This window comes from Actinoplanes sp. NPDC051388 (assembly GCF_055586225.1).
Map to the genome: position 1 here is coordinate 149,497 of NZ_JBVJIP010000003.1, position 14,273 is coordinate 163,769.

Below are 14,273 nucleotides of genomic sequence, written 5' to 3' on the forward strand. Positions count from 1 at the left end.
GAGCGCACAGCTTCGCGACGCAATGATCCTCTTTGCCGAGACACCAGCCCGCGTCGCATCAGCCGGCCAACCCGAGAACCTCGGCCCGCTCCTGCTGGGAGAGCAGGCCACGCATGGGTGAAACCTCGCGCATCTCGATCGAGTCGGTATCCAGCCCAGTCATCACGCGGTGCAAGCCCGATACGTCGCCGTCGTCGAGGAGGCGCTCCCACCGGTCCAGGTTTCGCTGGTGAGGTTGCCCGCGTGTGCCCTCCCGGAGACGGCGCAGGTTGCGATGCATGATCGGGCGCCATTCGTCCAAGGTTTCAGTGGTCAAGTGGCTGGAAAGCCGGCGGTGCAGTTCCCATGATCGCTTCGGCGACCGACCGAGTTCCTGACGAACGGGTCGGCGGACGACTTCGAGGCGATATCCCATGCAGGAGAGCAGGCGATCGAGCATGTCATCGCTCAAGTGGCCTCGCCCGGAGAGGAATTGGCTGATGCTGGGCTGACGAACGCCACTGACCCGGGACAGCCCGGACTGTGTGGTGCCGGTCTCTAGCATCACCTGGCGCAAGACCTCGCTGCGCTCTGTCACAGAAGAAACTATAGCAGTGATTGCTATAGCGTTGCGGGCCGTCCGCCTTGGCGGGGGCCCCACCAGGGCAGCAGGGGTGGCAGCTCCGCCAGCAGGCGCGCGGGTTGTTTCGGCGGCGCCGATTCGCCGTCGTCGCCGTCCCATTGCCGGCCGTGCTGGTCGGGGAGATCGCCCCAGCCGAAGTAGGGCACCGGCTCGCGCGGGACGGCTCCGATGGTGTCCAGTGGGTCGATGCGGTGCTCGTCGACGGTGCACAAGTGGCTCCAGTCGTCGGCGAAGTCGAACCAGTAGGCGAATTGCTCCCCGAGCTGCAGCCGGCTCAATTTTGTGGCGTCGCCGTCGATGCTGCCCTCCGGTTCTTCGCCGTCCCACAGCTCCAGCGGGGGGCCTGGACGCCGTCGGCAAGGTGGAAGGCGTGCATGTGGGCGAGGTCCCAGCGGCCGAAAGCGCGGTCGATCGCTCCGGCCAGCTGACCGAACGTGTGGGTCCTCGCCGCGGCGAAGATGCGGCCGGGCCACGGCCACAGGTCTTCACCGCGGCCGGAGACGAGATCGACTCGGATCGACAACCGGGTCAGATTACGCACGTCACGGTGAGCGGTTTCAGGCCGAGCCGGTGCGGCGGCGACGCCCTGAAAAGGAGGCCGCTAGGTTGCTGGGATGAGCCTTCTTGATGATGTGGCTGAGCGTGATGGCTGGCGCTGCTGGGTTTGTGACGAGTCGGTTGACCGGGACATGTCGGTCAATGATCCTCGGGGGCCGAGCGTGGACAGCCGTACCGGGGACAAGAAGGCCAAAGTCGCTGAGCGGCTCGCTCATCGGGCCTGTAACACCCGCAAGGGTGCGGTCAAGGTGGTCATCGCCTGGCCGGACCGGTTGCACGTGGTGGAGCCGGCGCCGTTGATCGCCGTTGCCGAGCGGCTCGAGCGCAAGGGTGGCCGTGAGTTGGTCGCTCGCAGCCCCAGCAAGAAGGACGCTCAGGAGGCGGCGGACTGGCTGGTCGATCGGTTCTCGCGGCTGGTGCCGGGGCTGCCGGTGACCGCGAGCGTCGATGCTGGTGGCGGACAATTTCTCGTCGCTTTGGCCGTGATGTCGAAGCGCCGGTGACGGCTCCGACCACGGAGGTCAGGCAGGCACTGAGGGATAGGGGAACGCCGTGAATTGGACTCTTGAAGTTGTGGTCGTGCCGGTCAGCGACATTGATCGGGCCAAGGCCTTCTATGTCGACAAGCTCGGCTTTCACCTCGATCACGATGTCCGGATGGGGGAGGGGCAGCGGCTTGTGCAGCTCACGCCGGTCGGGTCGGGGTGCTCGATCGTGATCGGGGAGGGCGTGGTGCCGCATATGCCGGCTGGGTCGCTGCGTGGGCTGCAACTGGTGGTCAAGGATGTGGTCGCGGCGCACGCTGAGCTTGTCGGGCGTGGGGTCGAGGTTGGGGACGTGACCTCGGTCGATGGCGATGCGGCCAAGGTCAAGGAGGGTGGCGCCGCTCTCGACAACGTCGGCTTCGTGTTCTTCGCCGACCCCGATGGGAACACCTGGGGTGTTCAGCAGATCTCGAGCCGCGACTAAGGCCAGGACCGGTCTTGACGGCACGCGGCGGCTCCGGATCCAACCGACTCGCCGAGGCGTCGTGGCTCGGTGAGCGACGACCTCAGGTGGAGAGGCCCAGTTGGCGGAGGACCGTTGTCACTCGGGCGCTCTCGGTGGGGACGAAGGCGCCGAACTCGTCGCCGGGCAGGTAGGCGTCCGTCCAGCCGAAACGGGAACGCGCGGCCGCCCACTCGCTCGAGGCGGACAGCTTGTCGATCTGGGCGCGCACGTTTGCCACGGCCGTCTCGGACAAGCCCGGCGGCGCCACCAACCCGCGCCAATTGTTGAAGACCACATTCAAACCCGCGCTGCGTACGGTCGGAGCAGCCAACTGCGGCACAGTATCCGCACTGGTCACCGCCAGCGCCCGCAACTGTCCCGACGTGATCTGGTCCGCATATTCGCTCAGCCCCGACATCGCGAATCCGACCTCACGCCCGAGTATCGCGGCGAGCAGGTCGCCGCCACCGTCGTGCCGCTGATAGGCCACCCGGGCCGGCGACAGCCCGACCGCCGCCGCCAGCAGCATCGTGGCGAGGTGATCCGGCCCGCCCACCGACGAACCCCCGCCGATCTGCACCCCGGCCGGATCCGCCCGCCACCCCTCGATCAGCTCGTCCAGCGACCCATACGGAGAATCGCGCCGCACCACCAGCACGGCCGGCTCCTGCACCAGCCGCGCGATCGGCGTCGTGTCCCGCAGCCGCACCGCCGCCCCCGCTGTGATCTCCGCACCGACCAGGCCGAGCCCCATCAGCATGAGCAGCCGCTCGTTACCCCGCTCATAGGCCAGCCGTCGCAGCCCGACCAGCCCGCCGGCCCCGGGCAGGTTGAACACCTCGATGTCGGTGCGCAACACCGAGGCGAGCACCCGCGCGGTGATGTCGTAGCCGCTTCCGGGCGGGTTGGGCACCATGATGCGCAACCCTTCCGGCGCGGCCGAGCAACCGCCCACGGCCAAGGCCAGGGCGCCACCCAACACGGTCCGGCGCAGCACGCCCACATCGTGCGCCCCTTGCGCGCGCGGGCGGAAGGGCCTTTGCTCATCGCATGCGTCAACGGTTGTCGCTGGCCGGTCAGCTGCTCGTGCTGCAGCTGGCCATCGTGCTGCTGGTCGTCTTCGCGGTGGCGGCCGTGTCGATCGCCGAGGCCGACGCCGCCTTCCGCCGGGTCGAGGGGGAACGCCTCCGCTCGGTGGGCGAGAACGCGGCCATCAACCGCACCGTCAGGCTGGGTTTGGGGAATCCGCTCGGCCGGGACGCTCTGGAGACCGTCGCCGAGAGTGCGCGTGCGGTTTCGGGCGCTTCTTATGTGGTGATCGCGGACGCCGCCGGCACCATCGTCACGGGACCGGACGCGGGGCGACCAGCCGTGCTCGGCGCGAGCACCGGGCTGACCGGGCGATCGTGGGTCGGTGTGCTCCAAACAGAGACGAAAGCGCTGGTCGCGCACGTGCCGGTGCTCGATGAGGAGGACGGCCACTTCATCGGGATGATCATTGTGGGGCGCACCTATCCGACGCTGATCGGGCAGCTCGGCGGGGCGGTTCCCAACCTGTTGATCTATCTGGTGCTGGGTGCGGCGGTGGGTGTCGGCGGCTCGCTGCTGCTGACCCGGCGGGTCAAGCGGCAGACGCTCGGGATGGAGCCGCGGGAGATCTCCGGGCTCGTCGAGCACCGCGAGGCGATGTTGCACGGCATCAAGGAGGGCGTGATCGGCACCGACGCGGCGCACCGGGTGACGCTGGTCAACGACGAGGCGATCCGGCTGCTCGGGCTGCGCGCGGACGCGGTCGGGCAGGCGCTCGGCGACCTCGGGCTGGAGGAGCCGCTGCTGGACGTGCTGACCGGGCGGTCCGAGGGCGTCGACCAGGTGGTGCTCAGCGACGACCGGGTGGTCGTCCTCAATCGGCAGCCGGTGGTGATGCGTGGCCGGGATGCCGGCTCGGTGACCACGCTGCGCGATCGCACCGAGCTCACCGCGCTGCGCCGCGAGCTGGACGTCAGCCGGCACACCACGGACACGCTGCGTGCTCAGGCGCACGAGTTCGTCAATCGGCTGCACACCATCGCCGGCCTGGTCGAACTGGGCGAGCACGACGAGGTGGTCCGCTACATCACCCGCACCAGCGAGCTGCACGAGAGCCTGGATCGCGAGGTCACCCGGGCCATCCGGGACCCGGCGCTGGCCGCGCTGCTGATCGCGAAGGCGAGCCTGGCCGCGGAGCAGAACGTCACGCTGACCATCGGCGCGGGCACCGACCTGCCGCCGGTCGGCGACCGGCTGGCCGCCGACCTGGTCACGGTGGTGGGCAATCTGGTCGACAACGCGTTCGACGCGGTGGGTGCGGGCGGTGAGATCGTGGTTTCGGTACGCGCGGACGGTGACGAGGTCGTGGTGACGGTGACCGACTCCGGCCCCGGCGTCGATCCGGCCGACGCCGACCGGGTGTTCCAGCAGGGCTACAGCACGAAGGGCGAGGCCGGCGGGCATCACGGCCTCGGCCTCGCCCTGATCCGGCTGATCTGCGGCGGGCGGGTGGCGGTCGACGGCTCGACGTTCACCGCCCGGCTGCCCCGGGTGATGGAGACCGTCGAATGATCAGGGTGCTGGTGGTGGACGACGACTTCATGGTCGCCAAGGTGCACCGCGGATTCGTCGACCGGGTGCCCGGCTTCACCACGGTCGGGGTGGCCCACACCGGCGCCGACGCGTTGAAAATGGCCGAGAAGGAGCAACCGGACCTGGTGCTCCTCGACATCTACCTGCCCGACATTTCGGGACTGGAAGTGTTGCGCAGCCTCAGAGCAGAAGGTGGCGGGCCGGACGTCATCGCTCTCACCGCGGCCCGCGATGTGAACACGGTCCGGTCGGCGCTGCATGGCGGCGTGGTGCACTACGTGTTGAAGCCGTTCACTTTCGATGTGCTCCGCGACCGTCTGGAGCGATATGCCGCCGCGTTGGAAAAGTTGACAACGCCGGGCGACGTCGCTCAGTCCGATGTGGACGAGCTGTTCGTCGCCTGGCGCACCACCGCCCCGCCACTGCCCAAGGGCCTCACCGCGGACACCTCGGCGCTGATCGCCGCGGCCATGCGCGCCTGCGATGGCGACCTGTCGGCCGGCGAGTGCGCCGAGCGGATCGGGCTCTCCCGGGTGAGTACGCGGCGCTATCTGGAGCACTTCGTGGAGGCCGGCAAGGCCGAGGTGCGACTGCGCTACGGCTCGGCCGGCCGCCCGCAACGCCGCTACCGCTGGATCGCCCCAACCACCTGACTGTCCGCTCGGTCACACGGCTTCGGCGAAGAACGGGGTTCGTAACCTGCGAAAGCTACCTTGAGCAGGTGAAACGCCGACTCGGAGCAGCCCTGTCCGGCGCGTTGATCGGCGCCCTCCTCTGCACCCCGTCGAGTGCCCTCGCCACCGGTACCGTCGAGGCCGGAAAGGTGGTGGCGATGACCGCACAGAGCGTGCCCAGCGAGGTGACCGTCGGTGACGAGGCGGTGCGAAACCCGGCCGCGGAGCTCGACCGCGCCGGGTGGCAGGCGTCCTCCGCGGCCGGTGTGGTGAGCGTGCGGCGGATCATCGGGATCGGCGGCGGCCCGGCCACCACGACCGGGATCGCGCTGGAGCGGTCCGGCGGGTCGGGGGACTGGGCGCTGGCCACGGCGGAGCTCGCCGATCCCTCGGCCTTCTTCCGGGTCGGGCACACGTACCGGATGCAGGTCTGGGTCCGCAACAGCGGGCCCACCGCGCAGCAGGTCGGGCTGTCGCTGGCGAACGACCACTTCGGAAATCGGCCCACCGAGGTCTCCGAGCACGTCGAGCTGGCCGACCAGGACTGGCATCTGATGCGGCGCACGTTCGTCGCGACCGCGCCCGGCGCGGACGACACCGCGCTCTACCTGTCGCTGCCCGTCGCCGGTGCGGTGCACGTCGAGGTCACCGGCGCCAGCGTGCGCGAGGTGGTGGTGCCGATGCCGCCGGAGACCACGACGGCGCCCAGGGTCATCACGTTCGACGGCGCGGCGGGCTCGGCGCCCGATCCGGCGGTGTGGAGCCATGAGACCGGCGGGCACGGCTGGGGCAACGACGAGCTGCAGACCTATCTGCCCGGCGCCGGGAACGCGCAGCTCGACGGCGCGGGCAACCTGCGGGTGATCGCCCGGCGGGAGACCGCGCGCGGCGCCGACGGCGTGACCCGCGACTACACCAGCGCCCGGCTCAGCACCCTCGGGAAATACGAGATCCCGACCCGGTCCTATGTGGAGGCCACCATCATCGCGCCGACCGGGCCGGGCGCGTGGCCCGCGTTCTGGCTGCTGGGCACGAACATCGGCGAGCGCGGCTGGCCGGACTCCGGCGAGCTGGACATCTTCGAGGGCTGGGGCTCGGATCCGCGCATCGCGCACGCGGCCATGCATCTGGCCGGCGTGGACGATCCGGCGACCGACCGGCCGTACAACTGGGGCGAGCCGGGCGGCAGCACCATCCTGCCGGAGCCGATGGACGCGGAGCCGCACGCCTACGGCGTCTACTTCGACGAAAACGTGGTGCGGTTCTACATCGACCGCCGGCCGACGATGACGATCTGGGCGCTGGACGCGCGCACATCCGGCCGCCGCTGGCCATATGGCGAATCGTTCTATGCGGTGCTGAATGTCGCGGTGTCGCAAGAAGCCGATGATGGTGGCGACTGGCCGAAGACGATGACGGTCAGCCCGATCTCGATCTGGACCGGCGGGGTCCCCGCCGGTGCGGAGGGCTAACGCCGCAGCTCGACGTCGATCCGGTCGAGGATGGGCGAGGAGACCGTGCGGAACTTGCGGGCGAACAGGTTGCGGTGACCACACTGCTCGGCCCGGTCGTCCGCCGGATCGAGCGGCGTCGCCCAGCGCGCCACCTTCAGCCGGTCGAAGTCGGTCTCGTCCAGCCACCGCGGATGTCCACTGTGGTCGTTGTCCCAGTCGATGTACCAGGCGCCGGACGGGCACGGCGTCGTCGCGTCGGCGCCGAAGAGCGTGGTCCGCCAGAAGCGCATCAGATCGGGCCGCCGGTCGACCAGGTCGAGCAGGGCGGTGGCGTGCTCGCGGGAGTACACCTTCCACTGCGAGCCGGATCGCAGCTCGAGCTCGGCCGGGATCGCGCGCGGAATCGGCATCCGCAGCGGCAGATCGCGCCAGAACCGCACCCTTGCCGCGGCGGCTCTGCCCGACCACGCGAATGCCGGGCCGGACGCGCTCGGCGACCGCCACGGTGTCGTCCACCGAACCGCCGTCGACGAGGATCACCTCGTGCACCGCGGGGATGCGGCCGAGCACGTGCGGCAGAGCAGGATCACGCTGACCGTGGACGTCCTCGAAGGATGATTTTTCTGCGCGGAGTTACGCACTGTTCAGCTCCCGACGGATCCAAAGATTTGGCACCCGGGAACGATTCGACAGCTCGAACCCGGCTGCGAAATACGTTACGGGAGTCAATTACTCTGCGTATTGGTGACCGCGACCACCATGCGAAGGCTGTCCGTAACAGTGCTTAATCTGTGACCGGCGCCGCTGGAATGGTCAGTGCATCCAGAACTCGGCCGGCAGCACGGCCACCTCGGCGCCGGATCGCTCCAGCTGCGCGGCCCACGGCAGCATCTGCTCGAAGGTCGGCGCACCGCCGTCGGCGAGCTCCCGGATGATCGCGACGTTGCGCTCGACCCGCGCGATGATCGCGTCCCGGACCGCGGTGCGGTCGCCGGAATAACCGTAGGCGTCCAGGAGCAGATGGAACCGCCGGTGCCGGTCGGCCGGGTCGAAGCCGGCCGGATCGGCGATTTCCGCGGTCAGCAGCGGCACGAAGCTCAGGGCCGAGAACGCCAGGTCGCCCTCGCGCTCGGACGGGCTGGCGGTGTCCCAGTCGACGAAGCCCACCAGGGCGCCGCCCTCGTCCCAGACGACGTTCCACGGCGACGCGTCCAGATGGGCGATGACGAGTCCGGGCTCCCACTTGCGGCCGGTGAAGAAGACGGCATCGTCGGCCGGCCGGAAGCTCGCGGTCGCGTCGTGCATCGCGCGGAGCCACCCGCCGACCTGCCGGAGCGCGTCGTCGCTGCGCAACCAGTCCGGCCAGGTCGGCCCGGTGTCGCCCAGCGTCTCGCCGGGCAGGAAGGTCAGCCGCTCGCGCCCCTGGTCGTCGAGGCCGAGGGCGCGTGGAGCACGGTCGAAGCCGGTGTCCGCCAGATGTCGCAGCACCTGGTGCACGCTCGCCGTCCACGGCTGCGCGGCGCGCCGGACCTCGTCGCCGACGCGGACCGCTCCGAAGATGCGGCCACCGGGCAGCCGTTGTTCAGTCATGCGCTCTTCGTACCGCGCCCGGCCCGGCGCGGCGACCGAGATATCAGGGCCGGCCGTAGGCCTCCAGCAGACGCAACCAGACCTCGCTGATCGTCGGGTAGGACGGAACCGCATGCCAGAGCCTTGCGATCGGCACTTCGCCCACGATCGCGACCGTCGCGGCGTGCAGCAGTTCCGCCACATCCGGCCCGACCATCGTGAATCCGACAATCACCTGCCGGTCCTCGTCCACGATCATCCGGGCCCGGCCCTGATAGCCGTCCGCGTGCAACTTCGCCCCGGCGACGCTGCCCAGGTCGTAGTCGACGGCCCGGATCCGCAGCCCGGCCTTCGCCGCCTGCGCCTCGGTGAGCCCGACCGCGGCCACCTCCGGATCGGTGAACACCACCTGCGGCACGGCACGGTGATCCGCGGTCGCCACGTGCGTGCCCCACGGCCGGTCGTCCACCGGACGCTCCTGTGCCCGCGCCGCGATCACGTCGCCGGCCGCTCGCGCCTGATATTTTCCCTGGTGGGTGAGCAGGGCGCGGTGGTTGACGTCGCCGGCCGCATAGAGCCAGCCGCCGCCGTCGACCACCCGCATGGTGTCGTCGACGGTCAGCCAGTCGCCGTTCGTCAACCCCACCAGATCCAAACCCAGATCTTCGGTACGCGGGGTGCGCCCGATCGCCACCAGCACCTCGTCGGCCTCCACCGTGCCACCGCCGGCCAGCGTCAGCCGCACCTGATCGCCGCGCTCCACCGACTCGACCGTCACGCCGGTGCGGACGTCCACCCCCGCCTCGCCCAGCGCCGCCGCGACCGCCTCCCCGGCGAACGGCTCGACGCCGCCGAGCAGGCCACCGCGGGCCAGCACGGTCACCGTGGACCCGAGCGCCGCATAGGCCGTCGCCATCTCGGTCGCGACCACGCCGCCGCCGATGATGGCCAGCCGGCCCGGGATCCGCTCCGAGCTGGTCGCCTCGCGGCTGGTCCACGGCTTGGCGGCGAGCAGGCCGGGGATGTCGGGCAGGAGTGCCGCGGTGCCGGTGGCGATCACCACCGCGTGCCGGGCGGTCAGGGTGACCTGCTCGGCGTCCCGGGTCACTCGCACCTCGCGTACGCCGGAGATCCGGCCGTGCCCACGGACCAGGTCGATGCCGGCGCTCTCCAGCCAGCCCACCTGGCCGTCGTCCTTCCAGTGCGAGGTGATGTCGTCGCGGCGGCGCAGCACGCCGGCGACGTCGATGCCGCCGGTGACCGCCTCGCGGGCGCCGGGCACCCGGGCCGCCGCGCTGAGCACCGCGGCGCTGCGCAACAGGGCCTTCGAGGGCATGCAGGCCCAGTAGGAGCACTCGCCGCCGACCAGTTCGCTCTCCACGATGACGGCGCTGAGGCCGCCCTGGACCGCGCGGTCGGCGACATTTTCGCCGACCGGACCGGCGCCGATCACGATGACGTCGTAGGTGGCCGAATCGGTGATCGTCGCCATGGTCAGTTGCCTCCGGCGGAACGCGCGGCCCGGCCCAGCCGGATCGCGGAGATCAGGAAGAACACTCCACCGACTGTCGCATAGCCGGCGATGTTGAGCAGCGACGGGTCGTCCTGGCGGGCGGCCGTCAGGAAGCTCAGACCGGCCAGCGCCGAGAAGCCGCCGCTCAGGATCATCGGCCACTGCCCGCCGAGCCGGCGCCGCCGCAGCGCGACGACGAGCTGCACGATGCCGGCCAGGATCGCCCAGGCGCCCCAGACCGCCAGCACGGCGGGCTTGCCGGAGGCCGCCGCGACGGCGAGGCCGATCGCGGTGAGCGAGCTGACCGCGATGTTGAACCAGAGCTCGGGGGAACGCGTGGAACGGGCGTCGTGGACCGCGGCCGCCACGTCGAAGGCCGGATAGATCACGAGCAGCACGGCCGCGAAGACGCCGAGGTCGCCGGCGGTGGTGGCGAGGAGGCCGGCCCAAACCACGGCGAAGCCGAAGCGGACGAAGTAGAGGCGGCGCAGGGCGGCCGCTGTGGTGGGACGGATGGTGTCGGTGGTCATCTCGGTCCTTCTCCTTGGCAGAAAGAACGATCGTTCTCTCGGAACTCACAGTGGCAGATGGCAGTGGTCGCGTCAAGAACGAACGTTCTGTCTGTAAGATGTTCGTCATGTCCGAGGCCCGGGAACGCCTGCTCAGCACCGCTGGGCAGATCTTCTATGCGACCGGCATCCACTCGGCCGGGGTGGATCGCATCGTCGCCGAGGCGAAGGTCACCCGGGCCACGTTCTACCGGCACTTCCCCAGCAAGGAAGACCTGATCACGGCCTATCTGACCCGGGTCGACGAGGGCATCCGCGAGCACGTGGCGCAGGCGCTGGAGAGCGGCGCGCCGCCCGCCGGCATCCTGCGCATGATCGGCAGCAACATCGCCTCCGAGATCCGGACGCCGGGCTTCCGGGGCTGTGCCTTCCTGAACGCCGCGGCGGAGTTCCCGGACGCGGCTCATCCGGTCCACCTCGTCGTGCTGGCCCACCGCGCCTGGTTCCTGGGCGCGATCACCGGCCTGTTCGCGGACGCCGGCGCGAACCCGGCGGACGGTGCCGGCCGGCACTTCGTGATGCTCCGCGACGGCGTGATGTCGGCGGGCTATCTGGGTGACGCGACGCTGGCCGGCGAGACCTTCACCCGAGGCATCGAGGGCCTGCTGGCCGCCGTCGTCGGACGGGACACATAGGTGAGATCGGCTCGGTTATGCTCCCGCGATGCGTCGAATCCTTGTCGCGGCGCTGATCGCGCCCTTCCTCTTCGCCCTGCCGGTCGCGTCGCCCGCCGCGGCCGCCTGCGCCCGTGTGCCGAGTGACTTCAACGGCGACGGATACGGCGACCTGGCCGTCGGTGAGCCCAACAAATATGAGCCCGTTCACCACGTGAACTGGCAGGGCGCGGTGCACGTCGCCTACGGGTCGGCCACCGGGATGATCCGCCCGGCCACCTTCACCGGCACCACCCGCGGCATCGTCCTGGAAGGACGATGGGGCAGCGCGCGGTTCGGCGAGTCGATGGCGTCCGGCTACCTCGACGACGACTGCTATGCCGATCTGGCCTTCAGCGCCGCCTCGGGCAGCCAGTTCGTGGTTCTCTACGGCAGCGCGTCCGGCCTGACCACGGCCCGCTCGCAGGCCTTCGAGCGGGGCGACATCCAGCCCGGCGGCGGCTATCCGTCCTCGCTCAGCAGCGACCTCGCGGCCGGTGACTTCAACGGCGACGGCTTCGACGACATCGCGGCCGGCGCCGACCAGGCCGAGCAGTTCCGTGGCGCGGTCGGCATCCTCTACGGCTCGGCCACCGGCCTGGTGAAGACCGGCGCGCAGTGGCTCACCCAGGACAGTCCCGACGTGCCGGGCGCGGCCGAGCAGCGGGACCTCTTCGGCTCCACCGTCGCGGCCGGCGACTTCAACGGCGACGGCAAGGACGACCTGGCGGTCAGCGCGCCCGGCGAGGCGCTCGGCAGCCGCTACGACGCCGGCGGGCTGGTCATCTTCCCGGGCACCGCGGCCGGGCTCGCCACCGCCGGATCGACGTGGTGGGACCAGGACTCGGCCGGTATGCCCGGCACCGCCGAGACCAGTGACCGGTTCGGACTGACCCTGGTGGCCGGCGACACCGACGGCGACCACCGGGCCGAGCTGGTGGTCGGCGTGCCCGACGAGGCGCTGGGCGGGCGGTCAGCGGCCGGGATGGTCCAGGTGTTCCGCGGCGGCACCACCGGCCTGGTCGTCGGTGCCGCGTTCGACCAGGGCGACGCGGCCATCCCGGGCGACGCGGAAAACTTCGACCAGTTCGGCTCCGCGGTGGCGCTGCTCGACTTCAATCGCGACGGCCGCCAGGATCTGGCGGTCGGAGTGGCGGGCGAGACGGTGGGTTCGAGGGAGGCGACGGGCGCGGTGAATGTGCTCTACAGCAACACTTCCGGCCCGGCGGCGGCCGGTTCGAGCTTCTTCGATCAGAACTCGGCGGGGGTGCCCGGCTCGAACGAGGACTATGACCAGTTCGGCATCCGCCTGTCGCGGCTGCCGAACGCGTACGGCGGCGATGCTCTGGTGGTCGGCGCGCCGGCCGAGGTGGTCTCGTTCCCCGGGCAGGGTGCGGTCACGGTGCTGCCGGGCGCGCCTCGGGGTGCGGCCCGTCCCGAGGGCTACTTCTACTCGGCGGCGAGCTTCCCCGGCGGCGCGTCCCAGGACGCCGGCTTCGGCAACGGCCTCCCGTGATGCGCCGGATCGTGGTTACGGCGCTGGTCGCGCCCTTCCTGCTCGCCGTGCCGGTCGCGTCTCCCGCGGCGGCCGCCTGTGCCCGCGTGCCGAGTGACTTCAACGGCGACGGGTTCGGCGACCTGGCTGTCGGCGAGCACAACCGGTACGACCGGGTGAACGGCGTGCACTGGCACGGCGCGCTGCATGTCGCATACGGGTCGGCGACCGGCCTCGTTCCTTCGTCCACTTTCACCGGTCGCTCGCCCGGCATGCCCGGTGTGCAGATCTGGGGCAGCGAGCGACTCGCGGCCGCGCTGGCGCCCGGATATCTCGACGGCGACTGCTATGCGGACCTGGCGGTGAGCGCGGCCTCGGGCAGCACTGTCCTGATCATGTATGGCACCGCGGCCGGCCTGACCACGGCCCGGTCGGCCACGTTCGACCGCACCGACATCCAGCCCGGCGGCGCCTATCCGTCCGGGTTCAGCACCGATCTGGCGGCCGGTGACTTCAACGGCGACGGCTTCGACGACATCGCGGGCGGCGCGCCCGACGCCGAGGACTACCGCGGCGCGGTCGGCGTGCTCTACGGCTCGGCCGCCGGCATCACCGCGGCCGGCTCGCGCTGGTTCGACCAGGACAGCCCGGACGTGCCGGGCGCGGCCGAGCCGGGGGATGCCTTCGGCGGGACCGTGGCCGCGGACGATTTCAACGGCGACGGGAAGGACGACCTCGCCGTCAGCGCCCCGGGCGAAGCGCTCGGCAGCCGGCAGGGTGCCGGCGGCGTGGTCGTCTTCCCCGGTGCCGCCGGTGGCCTCGCCACCACCGGATCCACGTGGTGGGACCAGGATTCGGCCGGCGTGCCGGGCACCGCCGAGGCCGGTGACGGCTTCGGCCGGGCCCTCGTCGCCGGCGACACCGACGGCGACCGCCGCGCCGAACTCGTGGTCGGCGTGCCCGAAGAGGCGTTCGGGAACCGGCTCGGGGCGGGCATGGTCAGCGTCTTCCGGGGCAGCGCCGGTGGCCTGGTGGTGGGTGCTTCCTTCGACCAGGACAACGCGGCCATCCCGGGCGAGGCCGAATACGGCGACAACTTCGGCAGCGCGCTGGCTCTGACGGACCTCAACCGCGACGGGAAGCAGGACCTCGCGGTCGGCGTCCCGGGCGAGGCGGCCGGCTCGGCGCATGCGGGCGCGATGAACGTCCTCTTCAGCACGGCGACCGGCCCGGCGGCCGCGGGCGCGATCTTCCTCGACCAGAACTCGCCGGGCGTGCCGGGCTCCAACGAGAACTACGACCACTTCGGCGGGAGCCTGTCCCGGCTACCGAATGCTTATGGCGGCGACGCTCTGGTGGTCGGCGCGCCCTTTGAGGCGGTGACCTACTACGGGCAGGGCGCGGTGAACGTGCTGCCGAGTGCGCCGCGGGGTGCCACCCGCCCCGAGGGCTTCTTCTTCTCGGCGGCGAGCTTTCCGGGCGGCGCGACGGAGGAGGGCAGCTTCGGCGTCGGCCTCCCGTGATGTTGCTCGGGTCGGGCGGCGGAGCTCGATG

At 70.8% G+C, this 14,273-nt stretch carries 15 protein-coding genes; 8 read left to right on the forward strand and 7 right to left on the reverse strand.

Annotation, left to right across the window (positions count from 1 at the left end; genetic code table 11):
- Positions 1-58: 58 nt before the first annotated feature.
- Positions 59-577: a helix-turn-helix domain-containing protein gene (locus ACZ6TI_RS09030; RefSeq protein ID WP_465344452.1), complete on the reverse strand. Its 519-nt coding sequence runs from the start codon at positions 575-577 to the stop codon at positions 59-61.
- A 23-nt stretch (positions 578-600) separates the two neighbouring features.
- Positions 601-900, reverse strand: a complete 300-nt coding sequence (locus tag ACZ6TI_RS09035) for a hypothetical protein (RefSeq protein WP_465344453.1) — start codon at positions 898-900, stop codon at positions 601-603.
- A 336-nt stretch (positions 901-1,236) separates the two neighbouring features.
- On the opposite strand from ACZ6TI_RS09035, the gene ACZ6TI_RS09040 reads away from it, so the two are divergent.
- Both ACZ6TI_RS09040 and ACZ6TI_RS09045 read left to right on the forward strand, forming a co-directional pair.
- Positions 1,237-1,683 carry a hypothetical protein gene (locus ACZ6TI_RS09040; protein ID WP_465344454.1) on the forward strand — a complete coding sequence of 149 codons (447 nt, stop codon included), beginning with the start codon at positions 1,237-1,239 and terminating at the stop codon, positions 1,681-1,683.
- Positions 1,684-1,732: 49 nt separating this feature from the next.
- Positions 1,733-2,149, forward strand: a complete 417-nt coding sequence (locus ACZ6TI_RS09045) for a VOC family protein (RefSeq protein ID WP_465344455.1) — start codon at positions 1,733-1,735, stop codon at positions 2,147-2,149.
- An 82-nt stretch (positions 2,150-2,231) separates the two neighbouring features.
- Here ACZ6TI_RS09045 and ACZ6TI_RS09050 read toward each other — a convergent pair whose 3' ends face one another.
- Positions 2,232-3,167 (reverse strand): Bug family tripartite tricarboxylate transporter substrate binding protein, encoded by a 936-nt coding sequence (locus ACZ6TI_RS09050; RefSeq protein WP_465344456.1) that lies wholly within the window; start codon positions 3,165-3,167, stop codon positions 2,232-2,234.
- Positions 3,168-3,220: 53 nt separating this feature from the next.
- Here ACZ6TI_RS09050 and ACZ6TI_RS09055 point away from each other — a divergent pair, with 53 nt between their 5' ends.
- From ACZ6TI_RS09055 to ACZ6TI_RS09065, 3 genes are all read left to right on the forward strand, one after another.
- Positions 3,221-4,771 carry a sensor histidine kinase gene (locus ACZ6TI_RS09055; RefSeq protein ID WP_465344457.1) on the forward strand — a complete coding sequence of 517 codons (1,551 nt, stop codon included), beginning with the start codon at positions 3,221-3,223 and terminating at the stop codon, positions 4,769-4,771.
- Positions 4,768-5,445: a response regulator gene (locus ACZ6TI_RS09060; RefSeq protein ID WP_465344458.1), complete on the forward strand. Its 678-nt coding sequence runs from the start codon at positions 4,768-4,770 to the stop codon at positions 5,443-5,445. The genes ACZ6TI_RS09055 and ACZ6TI_RS09060 overlap by 4 nt, the downstream gene beginning before the upstream one ends.
- A 68-nt stretch (positions 5,446-5,513) precedes the next feature.
- Positions 5,514-6,938 (forward strand): glycoside hydrolase family 16 protein, encoded by a 1,425-nt coding sequence (locus tag ACZ6TI_RS09065; protein WP_465344459.1) that lies wholly within the window; start codon positions 5,514-5,516, stop codon positions 6,936-6,938.
- Here the strand turns inward: ACZ6TI_RS09065 and ACZ6TI_RS09070 are convergent.
- The 4 genes from ACZ6TI_RS09070 to ACZ6TI_RS09085 all read right to left on the reverse strand — a co-directional run bounded on the left by ACZ6TI_RS09070 (position 6,935) and on the right by ACZ6TI_RS09085 (position 10,532).
- Entirely contained in the window at positions 6,935-7,360 is a 426-nt protein-coding gene (locus tag ACZ6TI_RS09070; RefSeq protein ID WP_465344460.1) for a hypothetical protein, read from the reverse strand. The two genes, ACZ6TI_RS09065 and ACZ6TI_RS09070, sit on opposite strands and share 4 nt — an antisense overlap.
- Positions 7,361-7,733: 373 nt before the next feature.
- Positions 7,734-8,510 (reverse strand): aminoglycoside phosphotransferase family protein, encoded by a 777-nt coding sequence (locus tag ACZ6TI_RS09075; protein ID WP_465344461.1) that lies wholly within the window; start codon positions 8,508-8,510, stop codon positions 7,734-7,736.
- A 43-nt stretch (positions 8,511-8,553) separates the two neighbouring features.
- On the reverse strand, positions 8,554-9,981 hold the full coding sequence (locus ACZ6TI_RS09080) for a dihydrolipoyl dehydrogenase family protein (RefSeq protein WP_465344462.1): 1,428 nt from the start codon (positions 9,979-9,981) through the stop codon (positions 8,554-8,556).
- Positions 9,982-9,983: 2 nt separating this feature from the next.
- Positions 9,984-10,532 (reverse strand): DUF308 domain-containing protein, encoded by a 549-nt coding sequence (locus ACZ6TI_RS09085; protein WP_465344463.1) that lies wholly within the window; start codon positions 10,530-10,532, stop codon positions 9,984-9,986.
- A 107-nt stretch (positions 10,533-10,639) separates the two neighbouring features.
- Here ACZ6TI_RS09085 and ACZ6TI_RS09090 point away from each other — a divergent pair, with 107 nt between their 5' ends.
- The 3 genes from ACZ6TI_RS09090 to ACZ6TI_RS09100 are packed head-to-tail and all read left to right on the forward strand — an operon-like array spanning position 10,640 to position 14,242.
- On the forward strand, positions 10,640-11,206 hold the full coding sequence (locus ACZ6TI_RS09090; RefSeq protein WP_465344464.1) for a TetR/AcrR family transcriptional regulator: 567 nt from the start codon (positions 10,640-10,642) through the stop codon (positions 11,204-11,206).
- A 28-nt stretch (positions 11,207-11,234) separates the two neighbouring features.
- The gene (locus ACZ6TI_RS09095; protein WP_465344465.1) at positions 11,235-12,740 is read left to right on the forward strand and encodes an FG-GAP and VCBS repeat-containing protein; all 1,506 of its coding nucleotides are present in this window, start codon (positions 11,235-11,237) and stop codon (positions 12,738-12,740) included.
- Positions 12,740-14,242 carry an FG-GAP and VCBS repeat-containing protein gene (locus tag ACZ6TI_RS09100; protein WP_465344466.1) on the forward strand — a complete coding sequence of 501 codons (1,503 nt, stop codon included), beginning with the start codon at positions 12,740-12,742 and terminating at the stop codon, positions 14,240-14,242. The genes ACZ6TI_RS09095 and ACZ6TI_RS09100 overlap by 1 nt, the downstream gene beginning before the upstream one ends.
- The last annotated feature ends 31 nt before the right edge of the window (positions 14,243-14,273 follow it).